This is a genomic window from Paraburkholderia sp. RL17-337-BIB-A (genome assembly GCF_046025895.1).
Classification (GTDB): Bacteria; Pseudomonadota; Gammaproteobacteria; order Burkholderiales; family Burkholderiaceae; genus Paraburkholderia; species Paraburkholderia fungorum_C.
On the sequence record NZ_JARESY010000002.1, the window covers coordinates 1956133 to 1972634 of the forward strand.

Sequence of the window (16502 nt, forward strand, 5' to 3'; positions counted from 1 at the left end):
ATGACCTCGACCGCCCCCCCCATCGTCAATCACACGCGCCGCGCGAACGGCATTCGTCAACACTACCTTGACGCGGGCAGCGGCCCGGTCGTCGTCTTGCTGCATGGTTTTCCCGAAACCAGCTTCGCATGGCGTTTTCAGATCCCGGTTCTGGCGAAAAAATTCCGGGTCATCGCGCCGGATCTTCGCGGCTACGGCGAAACCGACAAGCCAGCAACTGGTTACGACAAGCGAAATATGGCGATGGATCTGATCGCGCTGCTCGACGAGTTGGGTATCGACAAAATTGCCCTGGTCGGTCACGACCGAGGTGCGCGGGTGGCCACACGATTCGCAAAAGACCATCCTCAACGCATTGACCGGCTGGTAGTGATGGACAACGTACCCACGCGCGTCGTGGCTCAGAACATGTCAGCGCAGACCGCACGGGCTTACTGGTTCTTCCTGTTTCATCTGGTTCCGGACCTGCCTGAAACATTGATTAGCGGTAAAGAAGCGGAATGGCTTCATCATTTTTTTGCGGATTGGTGCTACAACCCACACGCGATTGAAGGCGCCGAGTTTGAGACCTATGTAAAAGCTTACAAGCAACCGGGTGCCGTGCGCGGCGCAATGTCCGACTACCGGGCAAACTCTGAGGACGTCAAACAGGATCTCGTCGATGCTGATACCAAAATCGCTTGTCCCACGATGGCAATTTGGGGCGAAGACTTCTACGCGGTCGGTGGCATGTTCGACATGAAAGCCGTCTGGGAGGGAATGGCCGCTCATCTTCGGGTTGAGCCGATCGCGCAGTGCGGGCATCTCCCGCAAGAGGAGCAGCCGGAAAAGGTCAATGCTCTGTTGCTCGATTTTCTGGAGAGCTGGAAAGATTGAGGTTGACTGGATTCGCCCTGGATCTGCGTTATCCACCTACCCCTCTCCTCCGCTCCAGGGCTCGTATCCAATGCGACAAGCGTATCCACAGGGCGGCTTCTATGCTCTATGAAATTTCTTACGCCTGGCGGTTTCAAGGGTGAAGCGCAACAGCCGGATTAATGTTTAGAGCCTTGAGGTTGACTTGCTGAAGCAAGGGTCGCGGCGAAGACCTCGAATGGCGAATGGAAGGCGTGAGTGGCGCGAGGCCGGCTGTTCAGACTGTCGGCAATGGCATCGAGTTCGTCCTGCCTGTAGACCGAAAGGTCCGCGCCTTTGGGCAGATACTGTCGCAGCAGCCCGTTGGTGTTTTCGCAGGTGCCCCTTTGCCATGGACTGTGCGGGTCGCAGAAGTACACCTTCACGCCGGTCGCGGCGGTGAGCTCTTTATGTCGCGACATTTCTTTGCCCTGGTCGTAGGTGAAGCTCTGCCGCAATGGCTCGGCAATCGAATTGAGTTTGGCGGAGAAGCCCGCCAGCGCTGAAGCGGCGGTGGCATCTTCCATCTTCGCAAGCAGCACCAGGCGGCTGGTCCGTTCGACCAGAACGCCTACCGAGGACTGGTTGCCCGCGCCCTTGATGAAGTCGCCTTCCCAGTGCCCAGACAGCAGCCGGTCCTCGATTTCGGGCGGCCGCACATGAATACTGACCATGTCCGGAATCTGTCCGCGCCGGTCTGTGCCTCGTGTACGCGGCATGCGCGTGCTGTGACCATGGCGCAGGCAGGCAATGAGTTGTCGGCGCAGTTCGCCGCGCGGCTGGGCGTAGATGGCCGTGTAGATGGTTTCGTGCGAAACCTGCTGGGTCGGGTCAGTCGGATACATACGCTTCAGTGTGCCCGATATTTGCTGGGGTGACCATTTCCACTCGAGCAGGGTGAGAACGATACGCCAGCAGACGCTTTGCCGGCAAAGCTTTGTGGGGCGGCGGCCCGCACTGCGGCGTGCGGCGCTGAGCGCTTCAGCCGGCACCGATGCGTAACCTGCAGGAGAGCTGTTTCGCGTCAGTTCACGGCTAACGGTGGCCGGCGAGCGCCCGAGTATCCGGGCCATGGCCCGGATACTCGAACACTGTAAATGCAGGCTTGCAATGATGAGGCGCTCTTCAGGTTGAAGTTGCTGGTACTGAGTTCTTTCGTGCATCGCAACACCTTATACGAAACGGTGTTGCACTTCAGATTTGAGGCCGCCCCTTGATCCCGTTCTTTTTCTCGATGGAGTAGGCTATTTCGCAGGCAAGATAAGCAAGGGAAAAATGGCCGTTGCATCGATTAACACGATGCTTGTCGACTATGCCCTTCCATTCGCATTGTTCGTCTATACGGCAAAGATGCAAAGAGGCAGTTTCTCGAGCCACATTCTTCTGGTTGTGGTTCTCGCCGTCGTTATGCTCGTGCCTTATTTTCTCTCATTATTGTTTTCGCGCTTCCTCTTTCAGGTGGCTTGTCGCACGCTCGCGGTGCGAGCGGTGAGCGTGGGTATGCCGAACTTTGCCGCGATTGGATTACCGCTGCTCCATGCCGTCTATGGCGAGCAAAGTGATTTGCCCGTTGCGTTGGCGATTGCCACTGCTTCAGTTGTCATGTCACCTGCGGCACTGATTCTGCTTGAACATTCGCGCAACGCCTGCGCTCCATTGAGCCTGAAGCCAATGAGGCGCGTCAGTCTCTGCTGCTCGATAGCCTTATTCTTGACCTGTCCAGCCACATCGAACTGTACGAAGCCAAGGGGCAGCACTGGCGCAGCGCGCCGAACTGTCATTGGAGCTCCGGGGTGTCGATTCCTCCACAGCTGCAACCTTGCAGGAAGCAATTGCTGTATGCGACGCCGCCACCCCGTCGGACCGGTTATCAGCGTTGGCAGAAGAATGTCGCGCGCTAGTAAGTGCTGAGGCGCAGCGACCATGAACCGAGAACTGAAGAGCCGGTTGATGCTTCCACGAATCCACGAAGCGCGTCAAGATTGCTATCCCAGTATCTCCACCGTCTCGGCTAATCTGGTTGCGAAGCGTCCGCAGCTTCTAGTAGTTCGAAAGGTATGAGACTAGCTTGCGGATGCCCGCGCATTAGCGTGACGGGCGTTCGTCAGCAAATCTGGACGGCCGATATCAAAGCCCAGATCCACAGGCCGGCAGCGCAAGTAGGTTGTCGGTGTAGCGCCCATCTGCACGCGTGCGAAGGTAAGGCGGGATATCGTTCACTACGCCGATTTCAACTGTACCCTGGCGGTCGGCTACATAGAGCGAATTTCCGGCGAGCCGAAGGAAATCGACGCCTTGTTGCCGCGTCCAACGAACCCCGTTAGAGAAGCCAATGGTCGCGATGTGCTGATGTGTTCGAACGCCGCCAGTGAGCGTAATGCAGGCTACTTGGTATCGTGGCATTTTTCCCCGTTTTAAAAGGGTGATTCAACTTAAAAAACCAAATCCCATCACTGCATCTGAGGAGAGACGATCCGGACCGAAAGCAAGCTCCCAGTTCAGGCTGCTGGCACTCGTGCGACGGTACCGCCCCTCCCGTGATTTCCCGATCAGAACCGATGCGCGATGCCGATCGTGTCGACAACCTGCTGGTTACGCGCAGAAGGAGTCAGCCCCGCGACAGAAGCGACAGCTGCCTGCCCCAGCGAGTTTGTCCCAGAGGCACGCTGGTAAGCTGCGACCATGTAGATGTCCGTTCGCTTGGACAACAGGTAGTGAGCGCCGGCAGTAACCTGCTGATAACGGGCTCCCTGATTGTTAGGCCCGTCGTCCTTGGTGAACGTGTATGCCGCACCCAAAGTCACAGCGGGTGCAACCTGGTAGACGACGTTTGCTTCAACGTTGGTGATAGTCGAACTGCCTGAGTACCCGAACGGATTCGGTCCCGAATTGCCGCCCAACCCGACGAACCTAGTATTCGTGTAGACGACTCCAAGGGTTGCACGCCCGATTGCGTATGAGCCACCAGCGCCAAAAATCTGTTGCCGATGAGCGGACGCGTAGCCAGCGATGACGGGGTTACGTTGCGCCGTGGTGGCCGAGCCTAGCGAACCAAGATTGTTTGTGGTTACGCCGCCGGCAGTTGCCGTTGCACCGAACATCGAGATGTTCGGATCGAATGCATCGACAAATGCAACGCCCAGCCGGACCGGCCCGCCGGTGTAACCTACCCCGACGGACCAGACTTGGTTCTGCGCGAAGTTACCCGAGACTCCGCCCATCGAATACATCGCATCGGCGGAAACGCCATTCCAGACCGGTGTCGTGTACTTGACCGAGCCATTTTCCCGGTTCGTGCCGCCGATGTTGTCGAGATCGTCCGGATGGGATCCGATATAGCCGGCCCACTGCGTGATGATTGCGAGCGGCGAGACAAAGTCCCACAGCGAAGAATATTGACGACCGAGAGTCACGCGACCGATCGAGGTCGAGGACAGGCCGACAAAAGCTTGTCGTCCGAAAAGCAATCCGCCCTGCCCCAACGTGCCGTTCGCCGCGTTGAACCCGTTTTCCAAGGTGAATATCGCTGACATTCCACCACCCAAGTCTTCAACGCCCCGGAAGCCGAAACGGCTACCGAAGTATGCCGAGGTAGTTCCGTCTAGCATGGAATACTGCTGCTTGCCAGTCAATTGGCCGCCTGAACGCCCGGTCTGCGCGTTGTTCACAAACACAATGTCGGGATCGATGACCCCGTACAGGGTGACGCTACTTTGCGCGTACGCCGCATTCATTGACAACGCAAGCAGTGCTACCGACGTCCCAAGCTTCTTCATCGCGAGATCTCCTCTTTGACTAGCGGCCATCGCTGCAAGCAACCGCTGTCGCGGCTGCGGTCAAACAGCGTCGTGCCAGTTGTTTTTTAAATGTCAACCGAATCCCCGATTCAACGGACGACACAAAGCGCCACGGGAGAGTCGCCCATGGAAAGGAGTCGTAGCTTCGAAATCGGGGTTTTAAGTTCGGTCCACTACAAAGACAGTGCCGCTGATGAGCAAGCCGTCATGCACACAGCATGCTAGACGGTCCCCCGGCGGCACCCTCGGAAACAACTATAAGTGATCGATTGATAAATCACAACGGAATACGCGCCAGGGTTTCCCGCAGTAACCAAAGTGCGTTGGTTCGTGATGAGACGTTGAAGCGACGAGATGCGCTGCACGGCCATTGGCATCGCGTCGCCCCGCCGCACGCACGCGCGCCGTGATCGTCGCCGGCGCAGGTAGCCTGATTTGAGTGGACCGTGTGTCCAGCGCAAGACGCAGCTGGTAACGCTGATTGCGCGGCGATATGGGGTTAACCGGCAAATTTGTCAGCCATCAAGTTGGCGTAGGACGCCACGAAGGATGAGAGATCCACAAATGAGGCTAGTTAATGAATGCAACACTGCATCCCCTCAGCTATATATAGTCGAACGCCCCATCAGCCGAAGGTCCTCCGACGCATAGTAATGCCCCTGATCGACGCAACTCCAAAAACGCTTGATGGTTTTGGAAGGCTTGTGGCAGACCCAGCCGACTGTCCGATCGAAATCGTGCAGTGGCAGGCGGTAGGCTCACGGGCCATAGACGCTGGCACCGGTGACGAGGCCGGCACGACCTAAGGACGTTCGTCAGCGAATGGCGCGGGGACCTTCTCTACGGGCGGAACGAGGCTGTGGGCGGCAACTACATTCTCGCCTATGCAACAGAGCCTGAAGTAGCCCGCGAAGACCATGCCAATGCTCCGCAACGCACGCTGTTATGTCACGCGAACTACCACCCTGACGGCGGACAGTTGTTCTTTCCTCTCGACCATCGGTCTTACTACGTTCCGTTGGCTCTGCCTGGCGATGACATCACGCCGGAGAAATTCGTGTGTTTTCGTTTCGACGGACACGAGGGTCTCTACATTCATCTGAATATCTGGCATGAAGGTGTCTTCGCGCTGAACGGGACTCAGCGATTCCTCGACAAGCAGCGCGCCGTCCACGCACGCGTATCTGTCGACTTTGCCCGTGAGTTTGATTGTCTTCTCGAGGCACCACTTGCCGATGCCTTCCGACTTCCTTGCTTTGGGCGACGACCTGAAGTCCGAGGACACATTCCAAGAAGCAAAGTGCTCGAAATAATCGACCGCATCGCAACCGCTCCTTAGCTCGCTCGGACTCAGGCAGCGTGCGTTCTGCCCTATCCAACCGACCACGTGGACCCTCCCGCATACACTTGCCCAATGGCTCGCGACAAGAGAGTCCACGCGCACAAACTTTCCTTTGGTCTCAATGCATCTGAGTTACATTGAGTAATCGACTTAGTTACCAACAGACCGAAGTCATGGGGTCCTGGACTCGCCCGGTTGACTTCTGTCACACGCCTTCGACGAGAACCGCGCGATAGCGAGCCCCTTTGAAGCGGTGCTGCACAACATCCTGATACGCCGGACTGTCGTACCACGCGCGCGCCGCCTCGGTGGACGGGAACTCCGCGATCACCACACCCTCCGGCGCATCGCCTTCGAGTACCTGCTGAGGCCCATAGGCCGCAAGAATTTTGATGGGATGCCCCTTGAAGCTCTCGCTGACCTCCTTCTGGTAGATATCCAGTTCGGCTCGATCCTGCGTGCTTTCCCGCGTGAAAACGATATACGTCGCCATAAGATGCCTCCTCGGCAATGTGGAATTAGTCCCGATCATGCCACGCAATCGCAGAACGAGTCGGATTGCCAGCACCTTTGTCGCCCGTCCTTCACATGACAACTGTGACGGCTCTCGTTGTCACAACGCGGTCAACTTCGGGCCCTATCAGCAGCTCCTTCAGGAGGTCTTTTTTGACCTCGGATTCGAGGCGATCACGAATTGCTCGAGAAAAATCCAAACCGGCTAAACTCGATCGACACCTGACCAAAGGAGCGTGCTCATGCCGACTGCAGCGAAGTGTCCGTTCGATCACACCGCCGGCAGCGGCACGACAAACAGGGACCGGTGGCCTAATGAGCTTCACCTGAATATCCTGCGCCAGCATTCGCATCAATCCGATCCAATGGGAGCGGACTTCAAATTCGCCGACGGGTTCAGAGGTCTCGACCTTCTACTGGGGCTCGGAGACCACCTGGCTTGGTGACGACAAACGCTAGTCCGGAGATCGTGAGTTGGCCAGCCCGCTGGCCGACGTCCAGCTTGGGCTGATCTACGTCAATCGGGAGGGCCCGGGAGGCAAGCCGGACCCGCTCGCGGCGGCGCGTGACATTCGTGATGTTTTCGGCCGCATGGCCATGGACGATGAGGAAACGGTCGCACTCATCGCCGGTGGCCACGCGATCGGCAAGACGCATGGCGCCGTGCCCGGATCTCATCTGGGGCCGAGACGGAAGCGTCCGGCATCGAGAAGCAAGGTCTAGGGTGGAAGAACAGCTTCGGCACCGGCAAGGGAAATGACACCATCACCAGCGGCTTGGAAGTGATCTGGACGACCACGCCGACGAAGTGGAACAACAATTTCTTTGAAAATCTGTTCGGCTATCTTCACCGACCGGCCGGAATCGCTCACGAACGACTTCTTCGTGAACCTGCTCGACATCGGCACCGATGTGGAAAGCCGTATCCGATGCCTCGGAAAGTTACGAAGGCCGCGACCGCGTAACGGGTGAGATCAGGTGGATCTGGTAGCCGTGTAGATCTCTCCTTCGGGGCGAATTCTCAGCTTCGTGCGTTGGCCGAAGTCTATGGGAGATTTGGACGCTAAGGAGAAGTTTGTCCATGACTTCGCAGCAGCATGGTGCAAAGTCATGAACCTGGATCGCTTTGACCTTGCCTAATTCGATGCCGGGAGTTCAAGATTCGACACGGACCGGGCAACCCAGATCGCAGCAAGCTCATGCATCGCCGCAACGATCTGGCAGTTGACCGCTGCGCGAGCAGCTTGCTAATATTTACGCGTTGAGCCGACCGAGTGGCTCCCCACCCCCGATGACACACGCGCTTCACTTCTGCGCCACATAGAAGTGGCGCCCCAACCTATCACCGTCCAGCCGATCAACATGCTTACGACGGTAATTGCGAATGCGTCCGGATGATTCCGAGCGTGCGCTCCCACCGCACATACCAGATACAAAGTCATTGCGGCTAAGAGGCCGACACCTTCAAGAAACTGCTTCATCACTTCACTCCGGGACTCTGTTCTCGGCAGCGCGTCAAAGACGCGCTTTGCGGAGTAACACACGCGACGAATCAATGACCTTCGTAGATGCCGTGCGGTGTGGCTACGGCATCACGTTCGCCAGATTCAGACGAAAGCGGCGCGGCACCGCCGTAGGAAGAAGCAGCTGTAGCGTTGCTGGTGGTCTGATGTTCTGCCGCTACTGTCTGTGCACTTTGGCCACGTTGCGAAGCCGGTGCGCCGACTGACGGACGGTAGAACGGTGCCGGGCCGTATCCGCTTGCAAATGCGGGCACTGAAAGCAGTGTCGAGGCTGCAATCAGCAGAGCGGCGATGGGTTTGTGGTTCATGAGAAAACTCCAACGGGTGTTGTGTGACGAGGCGCGCTGGAAGTCATCGCGCCACCACATTGAAGTAAATTTTAGTCTTAATCTATCGATCGATATATAGCGATAGATCGAAGTCTGAATTGCGGGCCGTTCCACCAATCTCGCCGTCAGAAAGACGACGACCGCGATTTCGGTTTGGCCGCGCGATCCAAAGTGGAATGCAGAAACTGTATCGGCATGCACGGCATAGTGGCTAAACGCGCGCTTTTCGTCCGGACGCGCTCGCCAAGGCGTGTTGTTTCACATCCCAACAAATTGCCGAAACAATGGCAGGCTCGGAGCGAACGACCAGTCGTTATCGCCATCTGGCCGGAAAGCCGAACCGCTTCACCGTAAAGGCGCTGTGCGGTGCCGATGCCGATGCCGATGCCGATGCCGATAGTCGGTCAAACTCGCGTGCCGGAAATCCGCGCTTAACGACCTTTGTAGCGATTGTCGGGCGCTGCCACATGCCGACCAGAATCCGATGCGGACGATGCAGGGGCCACGCCGCCGTACGACGAGATCGCGCCATCATTGCCTGCCGCCTGACGCTCAGCTGATATCGTCTGTTCACTCTGACCGCGCTCGGAAGCAGGTGCACCCACCGACGGGCGATAGAACGGTGCCGGCCCATAGCCGCTTGCGAAAGCGGAACCAGCGAGCAAGGCGGATGCTGAAACGATTGCCAAGGCGATATTCTTAAGTTTAACGTAACACTCCAATAGGTTGTTGAGTGGCGGTTGCGCAGCAAATAGAGGTCAGCGCAGCTTCACATCAATGAGAATCTTAGGCTAATGTTATTGGATATCTAGACCGATTAATTCCAATTAACTATTAGCAAATTCCGGAATGATTCGCCTGTCGGTTGACCACGCGCCAGCCGAATTGGCCGCCACATCACCTGTAGCGGATATTCGCAGGTCACGCGATGGTCAGCAGATTGAATGGGCTTTCGTTTCATTCATTGCCTGCTAAGGGCAGCCCGGCGACCACGTGTCATAGAAGTCCCTTCAAAGCGTCGGCCGACCGCAGAAGCCTCAATTTCCCGATAGCCTGTATTTCGATTTGCCGGATTCTTTCGCGAGTGAGGTCGAGTTGCCTTCCTATCTCTTCCAACGACAATTCTCCGGAGGTGTCGATCCCGTATTTCATCCGTAGCACCTTGGCTTCGCGAGGAGTGAGCTGCTCCAAGGCTGCGCCGATTGCCGATCGCATTCCCGCGAGCATCGCATTATCTTCAGGCGAAGTTCCTTCGGCGTCCGGGATCAAGTCACCCAGGCTTGTATCGCTACCCTGACCTACCAGGACCTCCATCGATACTGGCTCACCTGCGATATTCATCATCTCCCGGATCTTCGTCTCGGACAAATTCATCCGGCTTGCCAATGCCTCGACAGCTGGCTCAGCGCCTGTCTTCTGACGGATTTCTCTGGCTATCCGGTTCAATTTATTGACTGCTTCGAGCATGTGAACCGGAACACGGATAGTTCGAGCCTGATCGGCCACTCCACGGGAAACAGCCTGCCGTACCCACCACGTCGCATAGGTAGAAAACTTCCAACCCCGCCGATATTCAAATTTGTCGACAGCCTTCATCAATCCGATATTCCCCTCCTGCACCAGATCGAGAAACTGCAGCCCACGATTTACATACTTCTTCGCGACCGAAATGACGAGTCGCAGGTTCGCTTTCGTCATTTCGTTCTTTGCGCTGCGAACCCGGCTCTCAGCCCTGGACAGGCACCGGCTTGCTTCCTTGATTTCCGAAAGCGATGCGCACATCCGAGTCTCGACATCAACCAATTGCCGCTGCTGATTCTCGATATCCGGAATGCTGCGCCGCAGGCGATCACCGTAGGGCGTCGCCTGTCTGGTCAGACTGTCCGCCCACGAGAGGTTTGTCTCGTTCCCCGCGAAACTTCGCAGGAACTCATCCCTGGGCATTTGACACGTCTCTACGGCAATCTCATATATTTTTCTCTCAATTCCACGCATCTCTGACACAACTGCCTTGAAGCCGGCGACAAGTTTCTCGATCAGCTTTCCGGCAAGCGGCAGGTCGTCAAATTCCTCTCGAATTGCCGCTTTGGCGCTCAAGACGGATTGTGCGTCCACCTCGCGATCCAGCACCGGCTCAGACAGTTTTCTGATGCGTTCGAATTGAATCGCGCATCGTTCCACGGTTGCGGCTGACATCCCCTCTTTCGATTCATCTTGGGGCCCGACAGGGGCGTTCATCCCAACATCGCAAGTTGCCGTAGACAGCGCTAACTCATCCTCAATGGCAAGCGTATCTATGACCTCGTGAAGGTTCAACTCTTCCCCTATTACGCGGTCGGCAGCATGGAGAATCATCTCCACAGTCGGCCGGAATATGAGAATGGCATCGAGCATCTCATTGCGTCCGGCTTCTATTCGCTTCGCAATTTCCACTTCCTGCTTGCGTGTAAGAAGCTCTGTCGCTCCCATTTCCCGCATATACATGCGCGCAGGATCGGTAGTGCGGCCCCATTCCGAATCGGCTGAGAGCAAGGTTACTGCAACTTCTTCGCTTGCCACGCTGTCGACGTCGGCGCTCGCCGGCCCTTCGGTGAGCAGGAGTGAGTCGCGATCGGGCGTCTGCTCAAATACCTGTATGCCCATCTCGCTGAACGTCGCGACGATACTTTCCATTGCGACGCTGCCGGTGAAGAATCCAGTCGCATGGTCTGTGATCTCCCCGTGAGTTACGTACCCACGTTCCCGACCGAGCGCAATTAGTTCCCGCAGTCGACCTTGCGCTTCATCGATGTTGTTCTGCAGATTGAGAGAAACTCCGGTCGTGTCATCGACAACGCAAGAACTCTCCGCACCGGCTTCACGGATTGCCCCAGCCAGCATCCGCTGTGACTTCGTCGCAGCGCTTGTACTGCTAAGCTTCATTATATGGACTCCTTGCTTGACTATGCGCCGTGGCCCCTCAGACAGACCAATCGCTAGCATTCGTTGAAAGCCCCCCTAGCTTCTAGGCACGGAGGCACAGTCTGGACGCCTTGTCCGACCTGTCGTATATGGGGATAACGGTGGGATTCTCAATGCCTGCCACGCGCCGCAAAGACCGGTCAGGCATGCTCAACATGGACAGAGGATTGCAGTGCGGCGACGTATTTGAACCACGGCGCTGGGAGAAAGCGAAGCTAGGCTTTCAAACCTATTTTTGAGCTTGCAAATGCTTCGCTAACCCATGTGATGAATGCCATTAATTTCGGGGCACGCTGACTGCGCTGCGGGAAAACCAGCGAGATGGGCTTGATTGGCACGGGAAACGACGGCAGCACTTCAACCAGCCCCCCGCTTTCCAGCTCCGATTCGACGGCGAAGCGCGCCGGCTGGATCAGCCCAAACCCAGCCTTCGCAAGTTCGATGTAGGTGTCTGAGTCGTTGACCTGAACACTGCTAATCATCCTCACCGTTGTCGGTGTCGAATCGCTAAGGAAATCAAACGAGGGCTGCTTTACTACCTTAGTCGCGGTGTAATGCACGACGCGATGAGCGTGCAGATCGTCCAGAGCGACCGGAGCGCCAACGCGCCTGATGTAATCCGGAGACGCAACGGTGACGCGGTTGAAAATGCCGACCTGTCGGGCAATCATCGACGAGTCTTCTAGCGCTCCCACTCTGATTGCGCAATCCACGCCTTCCTCGATTAAATCGATGATTCGGTCGCCCGTACCCAATATCAAATCAATTTTTGGAAAGCGCTCGTGGAAGTCTTTGATCCTCGGGACAATAAGACACTTCGCGACCGAAGTCTGAACGTCGATTTTCAACGTGCCTTTCGGCGTCGATGCCCCCAGGCGGTAGGCCGACTCACTATCCTCGACGGCTTTGAGAATCTCGACTGCGGACTCGTAATAGAGGCGTCCCTCGTCCGTTAGGTGCAGGCGCCGCGTCGTCCGATTCATCAACCGGACCCCGAGAAAGGCCTCGAGGTCTTTGATCACCCGTGTCACGACGGGTCTGGCCATATTCAGCGTATCTGCTGCCCTCGCGAATCCATTCAGGTCAACAACGCGGACGAAGACCTCCATCGATTGAAACTTGTCCATCACGTCGCTCCGTGTTTAGCATCCCGGATTCCCCCTCGCTCTCCTGAGAGGCTCTGTTTTGCCATGGAAGAGCCGCAGGAGGACGTCTGACGGCCCGATAGGGAGGTGCACGGTCAACGCGGGAGGAGCTTTTCCTGGCCCGGTTAATTTAATGAGGGAAATTGCGGCAGGACGTGCTCCGCCAACTCATGCAGGATTTCGATGAACGGACGTCGCGATGGCTTCGGGTTAAATGCGACGTGGTTGACTCCCGCTCGCTGCAAGGTCTCGAGATAGAAAATCAATCCATTCCGACCGACACGAAGCCCTGCGGGAATCGGTGTGAGAGGAAAATTCGGATTCTCTTCCAGTTGAAGAAAGAGCCCTTCGAAGAACGGCTTGAACACACCATCCCCATTTACTCGACTCACAGCATCAATCCATGACCGGGTAATCAGTTTGACGCGCTCCATCCCGACGTTGTAGAAGAACCAGCCGTCCGCGTGCTTTGCGATCCACTCCAACTCCTGCCGACTACGGCCAGTCACGAACGTCGGAATCTTCCGGACCGTGGGTTTTGGGATCGTGTCTACGCCGCCGGTCAGTTCACCAAACCGTGGGAACCTGCCGCTGGGAAAATCGACTTCCGTTGCGGTTCGGAACATGTCAAAAGCTTCCCGAAACCGCTCGCCTCGCGACTCAAAATCGTCTCCGATTCCGAAGGCCGGATACTCAACCGCGCGGTCCCCCGATGCAATACCGAGGAGCAGACGGCCGTCCGATAGGCGATCTACAGAAGCCGCCTGCTTTGCCAGAAGCAGCGGGTGGCGCAACGTGATCACCGCGCTACCAGTTCCAAGCGCAATCCGGCTGGTGTTTGCAGCAAGGAAGGCCAGATACGTGAAGGGATCAAAGACCTGGCCCACATCCCCGAAGGCTGGATCGTAGGTCGGCACATCGCGCGCCCAGAGCGCACCGAATCCAAGTTCGTCAGCCAGCCGTGTGACCTTTGCGTGTTCCTTCATCGTCGGCGAGGGACCGTCCGGGTATGTCTCGAGCGGAAGAATGAATCCGAGCGTCAGGTGATTCGGTGCAAACACACGGGAATACCCACTGAGGCCAACAAGCGGCCCATTTTCCACGCTTTCCGCCATCAACACGATTAACTCCTTGAACAGATTTGAACCGGAAATATAGGTGTGATTCAGTCTTCTTTAAAGGCGCCACCCACTAACTGACTGTTAACGAATTCGTCAACAGTCAGCTCCAGGCCTGGCTAACGCAAACCGTCTTCCATCCTCGGGCCAATGTGCGGGCCTAGGCTGTCGGCGGCTCGAGCTCCTTTGTCAGCATCTCGCGAAACGCGTCAGGCTTACCGAGGAACTGCCCCACATGTAGCTTGCGCATGACGCCATCCTTCTCCAGCGCCAGCGTCGGAAAGCCAGCGCTGTCCAGTTGCGCCAGCAAGATCAGGCTTTCGCTGAAATGCTTATCAAGCCTGGTGACTGCGCGATCAAGCGCCTCCGCAAAAGCAGAAGCATCCAGCCCGAGTTCAGTTGCGACACGGGGGATTTCTTCTCTCATCGCAATAGGGCGCCCCTTCACGTAGTACGCGATTTGCAGTGCCTTAAGCATCCTCAATCCGGCGCCCGCAACCTCTTCAGCTGCGAGCATCGCCGCCGTCGGCAGCGATGAGTCCAGCAGAATGCTGTAGTCAAACTGCGCGCCATCTGAGTACGCCTCGCCGAACACCTGCCCACTAATGGCCGAAATGCGGTGTTCATGCGGCCTGACAAACTCCCTCCACTCCGGCGACATCATCTGGGCGTTTTCGCCTGTCAGCATCCCTCCGCCATGGGCGACAACTTCTACGCCATTCAGGGCGACCGCGACATCAATTACCGGAGCAAGCCCGTAACACCAACCGCAAAACGGGTCATAGATATAGTGAAGAATCAATTTTTTCTTCATCGCTGCTCCCTGAATGTCCGGAACGATGCCAAGCGCCTCGCCCCGCTTACCGCTGCGTGTCGACCAAATCCTCGGCACACGTATCTCCATTCGCGTTTGACGCCCCTGTGACCGATTCCAAAGCATGAAGCAGCAGTGATGCTGGCTGTGCGCCTTGAATACGCCTGGAGCCAATCTGGATCATCGGCACGGAATTGATCCCGCCTTCCTGACCGTCGAGTTCGTACGCCAATACTTCAGCTTTTCCCTGATCACTGAGCAGAAACGCGCGTACTTCGTCACCGTCGAAACCTACGGCAATCGCAACCACCTCCAATACGGAGACATCGCCGATGTTCTCGCCACGCGAGAAGTAAGCCTCGAATATGGCGTTAAACAAATCGCCAGTTCGACGTGCATCACCTGCCCGACGCGCGAAGACCATAAGTCTGTGCGCAAGAAGCGTGTTGGGGGTGACCTTCACGCGATCGTAGTCGAAGTCCAGTCCGACTCTCTTGCCTGAAGTGGTTACGTCGGCGTCCATCGCTTGCGATCGCTGCCACGTACCGAACTTCCTGGTTCGATACTCCCTTCTATCAACACCGGCGGGAGGCAGCGTAGGGTTGAGTTCGTATGGCAGGTACGACACCTCAAAAGAGGCGCCCGAATCGTCCACATCGAGCGCCTTCTCCAGATTCTTGTGACCGATCCAGCACCAAGGGCAGATGAAGTCATACGTGATTTGAATCTCGACTTGTTTCACATAACCTCCTTGTTCTTGACAGTGAGAGAAGGATAGGCTATCTGCATCTGTTCCTCTATTGGCCCCAAGCGCAACGCACAATTGCTTGTCGGACAAAAACCTTTACCTGCTCAATGACTTATCGGGACGCACAATCTCGGAACCAGGCCACAAGGCCCGCTTGCTGCGCTCATACTGCGGTGGGTAGTCGATAGACCCCGGTGCTCCAAGCTCATCGGCTGCGTGCCAGACCCAGCGCGGGTTATCGAGAAGCGCACGCGCCAATGCAACCGAGTCTGCCTCGCCTGAGGCGACAATGCTCTCGGCTTGTGCGGGCTCTACAATCATGCCGACGGCACTGGTGTGGATGCCCACCTTGGATTTGACTTCGGCCGCGAATGGCACCTGGTAACCGGGAGCAACAGGGATGCGCGCGTTTGCAATTCCGCCGGAACTGACACACACGTAGTCAACGCCGCGTTGCTCCAACTCCGAAGCGAAAGCCGTCGCCTCCGCGACATCAATGCCGCCCGGAATCCAGTCGGACCCGGTGATGCGCAAGCCGAGCGCTACCGTATATGGGACTGCATTCCGAACTGCATCGACAACAGACAACGGAAAACGCATCCGATTCTCCAGGGAGCCGCCATAGTCGTCCTCGCGCCGGTTTGAGATAGGTGAAAGGAACTGGTGTATCAGATAGCCATGCGCGGCGTGAATTTCGACCACGTCGAAGTTGAGACGAACGGCGCGACGAGTGGCCAAAACGAAGTCGTCGCAAACTTTTTTCATGTCTTCCAGGGTCATGGCCGACGGCGCGTGCCAACCGTTGCCCACCTCAAGCGCGGAAGGCGCTTCTGTCTGCCACGGATCCTCAGCAGCGGACAAGGCGCCCCGCCCCTCCCACGGCCGCTGTGACGATGCCTTCCTGCCGGCATGGCTAATCTGGATGCCCCACCGAGTGGTGAACGATGCTACACGTCGAGCGGCGGCCAGGACGCGTGCCAAAGAAGCCTCGTTGGCATCGTTGTAGAGCCCGAGGCAACCATGGGTAATGCGAGCGCGCCGCTCTACAGCAGTAGCCTCCAGTACGATCAGTCCAGCGCCGGATATCCCGAACTGCATCAAATGCATCAGGTGCCAATCGTTCGCGCAGCCGTCATCCGCGCTGTACTGGCACATCGGAGAGACCACGATGCGGTTAGGCAACTCGACTGCACCAATTTTTGCGGGGGAAAACAGCGCGGAAGACACATGCATCTCCTTGACGGAAAGAGGTGGACGCCGCGCATACTTCACGCGACGGCGGAGTAACTTGGGCGGGTCAATGCGTGCCGGCGTCGCG

Annotated in this window: 16 protein-coding genes and 1 pseudogene; 4 read left to right on the forward strand and 13 right to left on the reverse strand. The window is 57.0% G+C overall.

All coding sequences use genetic code 11. The annotated features are described in order from the left end of the window. On the forward strand, window positions 1-876 hold the full coding sequence (locus P0D84_RS29610) for an alpha/beta fold hydrolase (protein WP_408342497.1): 876 nt from the start codon (window positions 1-3) through the stop codon (window positions 874-876). 158 nt (window positions 877-1034) lie between these two features. Here the strand turns inward: P0D84_RS29610 and P0D84_RS29615 are convergent, their stop codons facing one another. Next, on the reverse strand, window positions 1035-2057 hold the full coding sequence (locus P0D84_RS29615; RefSeq protein WP_408342499.1) for an IS30 family transposase: 1023 nt from the start codon (window positions 2055-2057) through the stop codon (window positions 1035-1037). A gap of 37 nt (window positions 2058-2094) precedes the next feature. Between P0D84_RS29615 and P0D84_RS29620 the strand changes: the two genes are divergently transcribed. After that, window positions 2095-2805, forward strand: coding sequence for an AEC family transporter (locus P0D84_RS29620; RefSeq protein ID WP_408342501.1), 711 nt, complete (start codon window positions 2095-2097; stop codon window positions 2803-2805). A 216-nt stretch (window positions 2806-3021) separates the two neighbouring features. Here P0D84_RS29620 and P0D84_RS29625 read toward each other — a convergent pair whose 3' ends face one another. Continuing rightward, window positions 3022-3297 carry a DUF3892 domain-containing protein gene (locus tag P0D84_RS29625; protein WP_408342503.1) on the reverse strand — a complete coding sequence of 92 codons (276 nt, stop codon included), beginning with the start codon at window positions 3295-3297 and terminating at the stop codon, window positions 3022-3024. 146 nt (window positions 3298-3443) lie between these two features. Then, window positions 3444-4670: a porin gene (locus P0D84_RS29630; RefSeq protein ID WP_408342505.1), complete on the reverse strand. Its 1227-nt coding sequence runs from the start codon at window positions 4668-4670 to the stop codon at window positions 3444-3446. Between the two features lie 880 nt (window positions 4671-5550). On the opposite strand from P0D84_RS29630, the gene P0D84_RS29635 reads away from it, so the two are divergent. Further along, entirely contained in the window at window positions 5551-6030 is a 480-nt protein-coding gene (locus P0D84_RS29635) for an ureidoglycolate lyase (RefSeq protein ID WP_408342507.1), read from the forward strand. A 208-nt stretch (window positions 6031-6238) separates the two neighbouring features. Here the strand turns inward: P0D84_RS29635 and P0D84_RS29640 are convergent, their stop codons facing one another. Next, a complete protein-coding gene (locus P0D84_RS29640) occupies window positions 6239-6526 on the reverse strand; it encodes a DUF1330 domain-containing protein (RefSeq protein ID WP_408342509.1) in 288 nt (95 codons plus the stop codon). A 262-nt stretch (window positions 6527-6788) separates the two neighbouring features. Between P0D84_RS29640 and P0D84_RS29645 the strand changes: the two are divergent. After that, window positions 6789-7421, forward strand: a pseudogene (locus P0D84_RS29645) (peroxidase family protein); the annotation flags it as partial. A gap of 372 nt (window positions 7422-7793) precedes the next feature. Here the strand turns inward: P0D84_RS29645 and P0D84_RS29650 are convergent. The 9 genes from P0D84_RS29650 to P0D84_RS29690 form a co-directional block, all read right to left on the reverse strand. Beyond that, complete coding sequence (locus P0D84_RS29650; RefSeq protein WP_408342511.1) at window positions 7794-8027, reverse strand: superinfection immunity protein; 234 nt, start codon at window positions 8025-8027, stop codon at window positions 7794-7796. Window positions 8028-8098: 71 nt separating this feature from the next. Next, on the reverse strand, window positions 8099-8377 hold the full coding sequence (locus tag P0D84_RS29655; protein ID WP_408346116.1) for a hypothetical protein: 279 nt from the start codon (window positions 8375-8377) through the stop codon (window positions 8099-8101). A 452-nt stretch (window positions 8378-8829) separates the two neighbouring features. Continuing rightward, entirely contained in the window at window positions 8830-9120 is a 291-nt protein-coding gene (locus P0D84_RS29660) for a hypothetical protein (RefSeq protein ID WP_408342513.1), read from the reverse strand. 274 nt (window positions 9121-9394) lie between these two features. Further along, window positions 9395-11320, reverse strand: a complete 1926-nt coding sequence (gene rpoD, locus P0D84_RS29665; protein ID WP_408342515.1) for an RNA polymerase sigma factor RpoD — start codon at window positions 11318-11320, stop codon at window positions 9395-9397. A gap of 254 nt (window positions 11321-11574) precedes the next feature. Then, a complete protein-coding gene (locus tag P0D84_RS29670; RefSeq protein ID WP_408342517.1) occupies window positions 11575-12486 on the reverse strand; it encodes a LysR substrate-binding domain-containing protein in 912 nt (303 codons plus the stop codon). Window positions 12487-12629: 143 nt separating this feature from the next. Further along, entirely contained in the window at window positions 12630-13619 is a 990-nt protein-coding gene (locus P0D84_RS29675) for an LLM class oxidoreductase (protein ID WP_408346119.1), read from the reverse strand. A gap of 163 nt (window positions 13620-13782) precedes the next feature. Further along, the gene (locus P0D84_RS29680; RefSeq protein ID WP_408342519.1) at window positions 13783-14436 is read right to left on the reverse strand and encodes a DsbA family protein; all 654 of its coding nucleotides are present in this window, start codon (window positions 14434-14436) and stop codon (window positions 13783-13785) included. Between the two features lie 46 nt (window positions 14437-14482). Beyond that, on the reverse strand, window positions 14483-15178 hold the full coding sequence (locus P0D84_RS29685) for a DsbA family oxidoreductase (protein ID WP_408342521.1): 696 nt from the start codon (window positions 15176-15178) through the stop codon (window positions 14483-14485). A 102-nt stretch (window positions 15179-15280) separates the two neighbouring features. After that, window positions 15281-16411, reverse strand: coding sequence for an NADH:flavin oxidoreductase/NADH oxidase (locus P0D84_RS29690; RefSeq protein WP_408342523.1), 1131 nt, complete (start codon window positions 16409-16411; stop codon window positions 15281-15283). Window positions 16412-16502 lie beyond the last annotated feature (91 nt).

Coding starts and splice junctions, on each gene's coding strand:
- P0D84_RS29610 (WP_408342497.1), top strand. CDS start 1: ATGACCTCGACCGCCCCCCCCATCGTCAATCACACGCGCCGCGCGAAC.
- P0D84_RS29615 (WP_408342499.1), bottom strand. CDS start 2,057: ATGCACGAAAGAACTCAGTACCAGCAACTTCAACCTGAAGAGCGCCTC.
- P0D84_RS29625 (WP_408342503.1), bottom strand. CDS start 3,297: ATGCCACGATACCAAGTAGCCTGCATTACGCTCACTGGCGGCGTTCGA.
- P0D84_RS29630 (WP_408342505.1), bottom strand. CDS start 4,670: ATGAAGAAGCTTGGGACGTCGGTAGCACTGCTTGCGTTGTCAATGAAT.
- P0D84_RS29640 (WP_408342509.1), bottom strand. CDS start 6,526: ATGGCGACGTATATCGTTTTCACGCGGGAAAGCACGCAGGATCGAGCC.
- P0D84_RS29650 (WP_408342511.1), bottom strand. CDS start 8,027: ATGAAGCAGTTTCTTGAAGGTGTCGGCCTCTTAGCCGCAATGACTTTG.
- P0D84_RS29655 (WP_408346116.1), bottom strand. CDS start 8,377: ATGAACCACAAACCCATCGCCGCTCTGCTGATTGCAGCCTCGACACTG.
- rpoD (WP_408342515.1), bottom strand. CDS start 11,320: ATGAAGCTTAGCAGTACAAGCGCTGCGACGAAGTCACAGCGGATGCTG.
- P0D84_RS29670 (WP_408342517.1), bottom strand. CDS start 12,486: ATGGACAAGTTTCAATCGATGGAGGTCTTCGTCCGCGTTGTTGACCTG.
- P0D84_RS29675 (WP_408346119.1), bottom strand. CDS start 13,619: ATGGCGGAAAGCGTGGAAAATGGGCCGCTTGTTGGCCTCAGTGGGTAT.
- P0D84_RS29680 (WP_408342519.1), bottom strand. CDS start 14,436: ATGAAGAAAAAATTGATTCTTCACTATATCTATGACCCGTTTTGCGGT.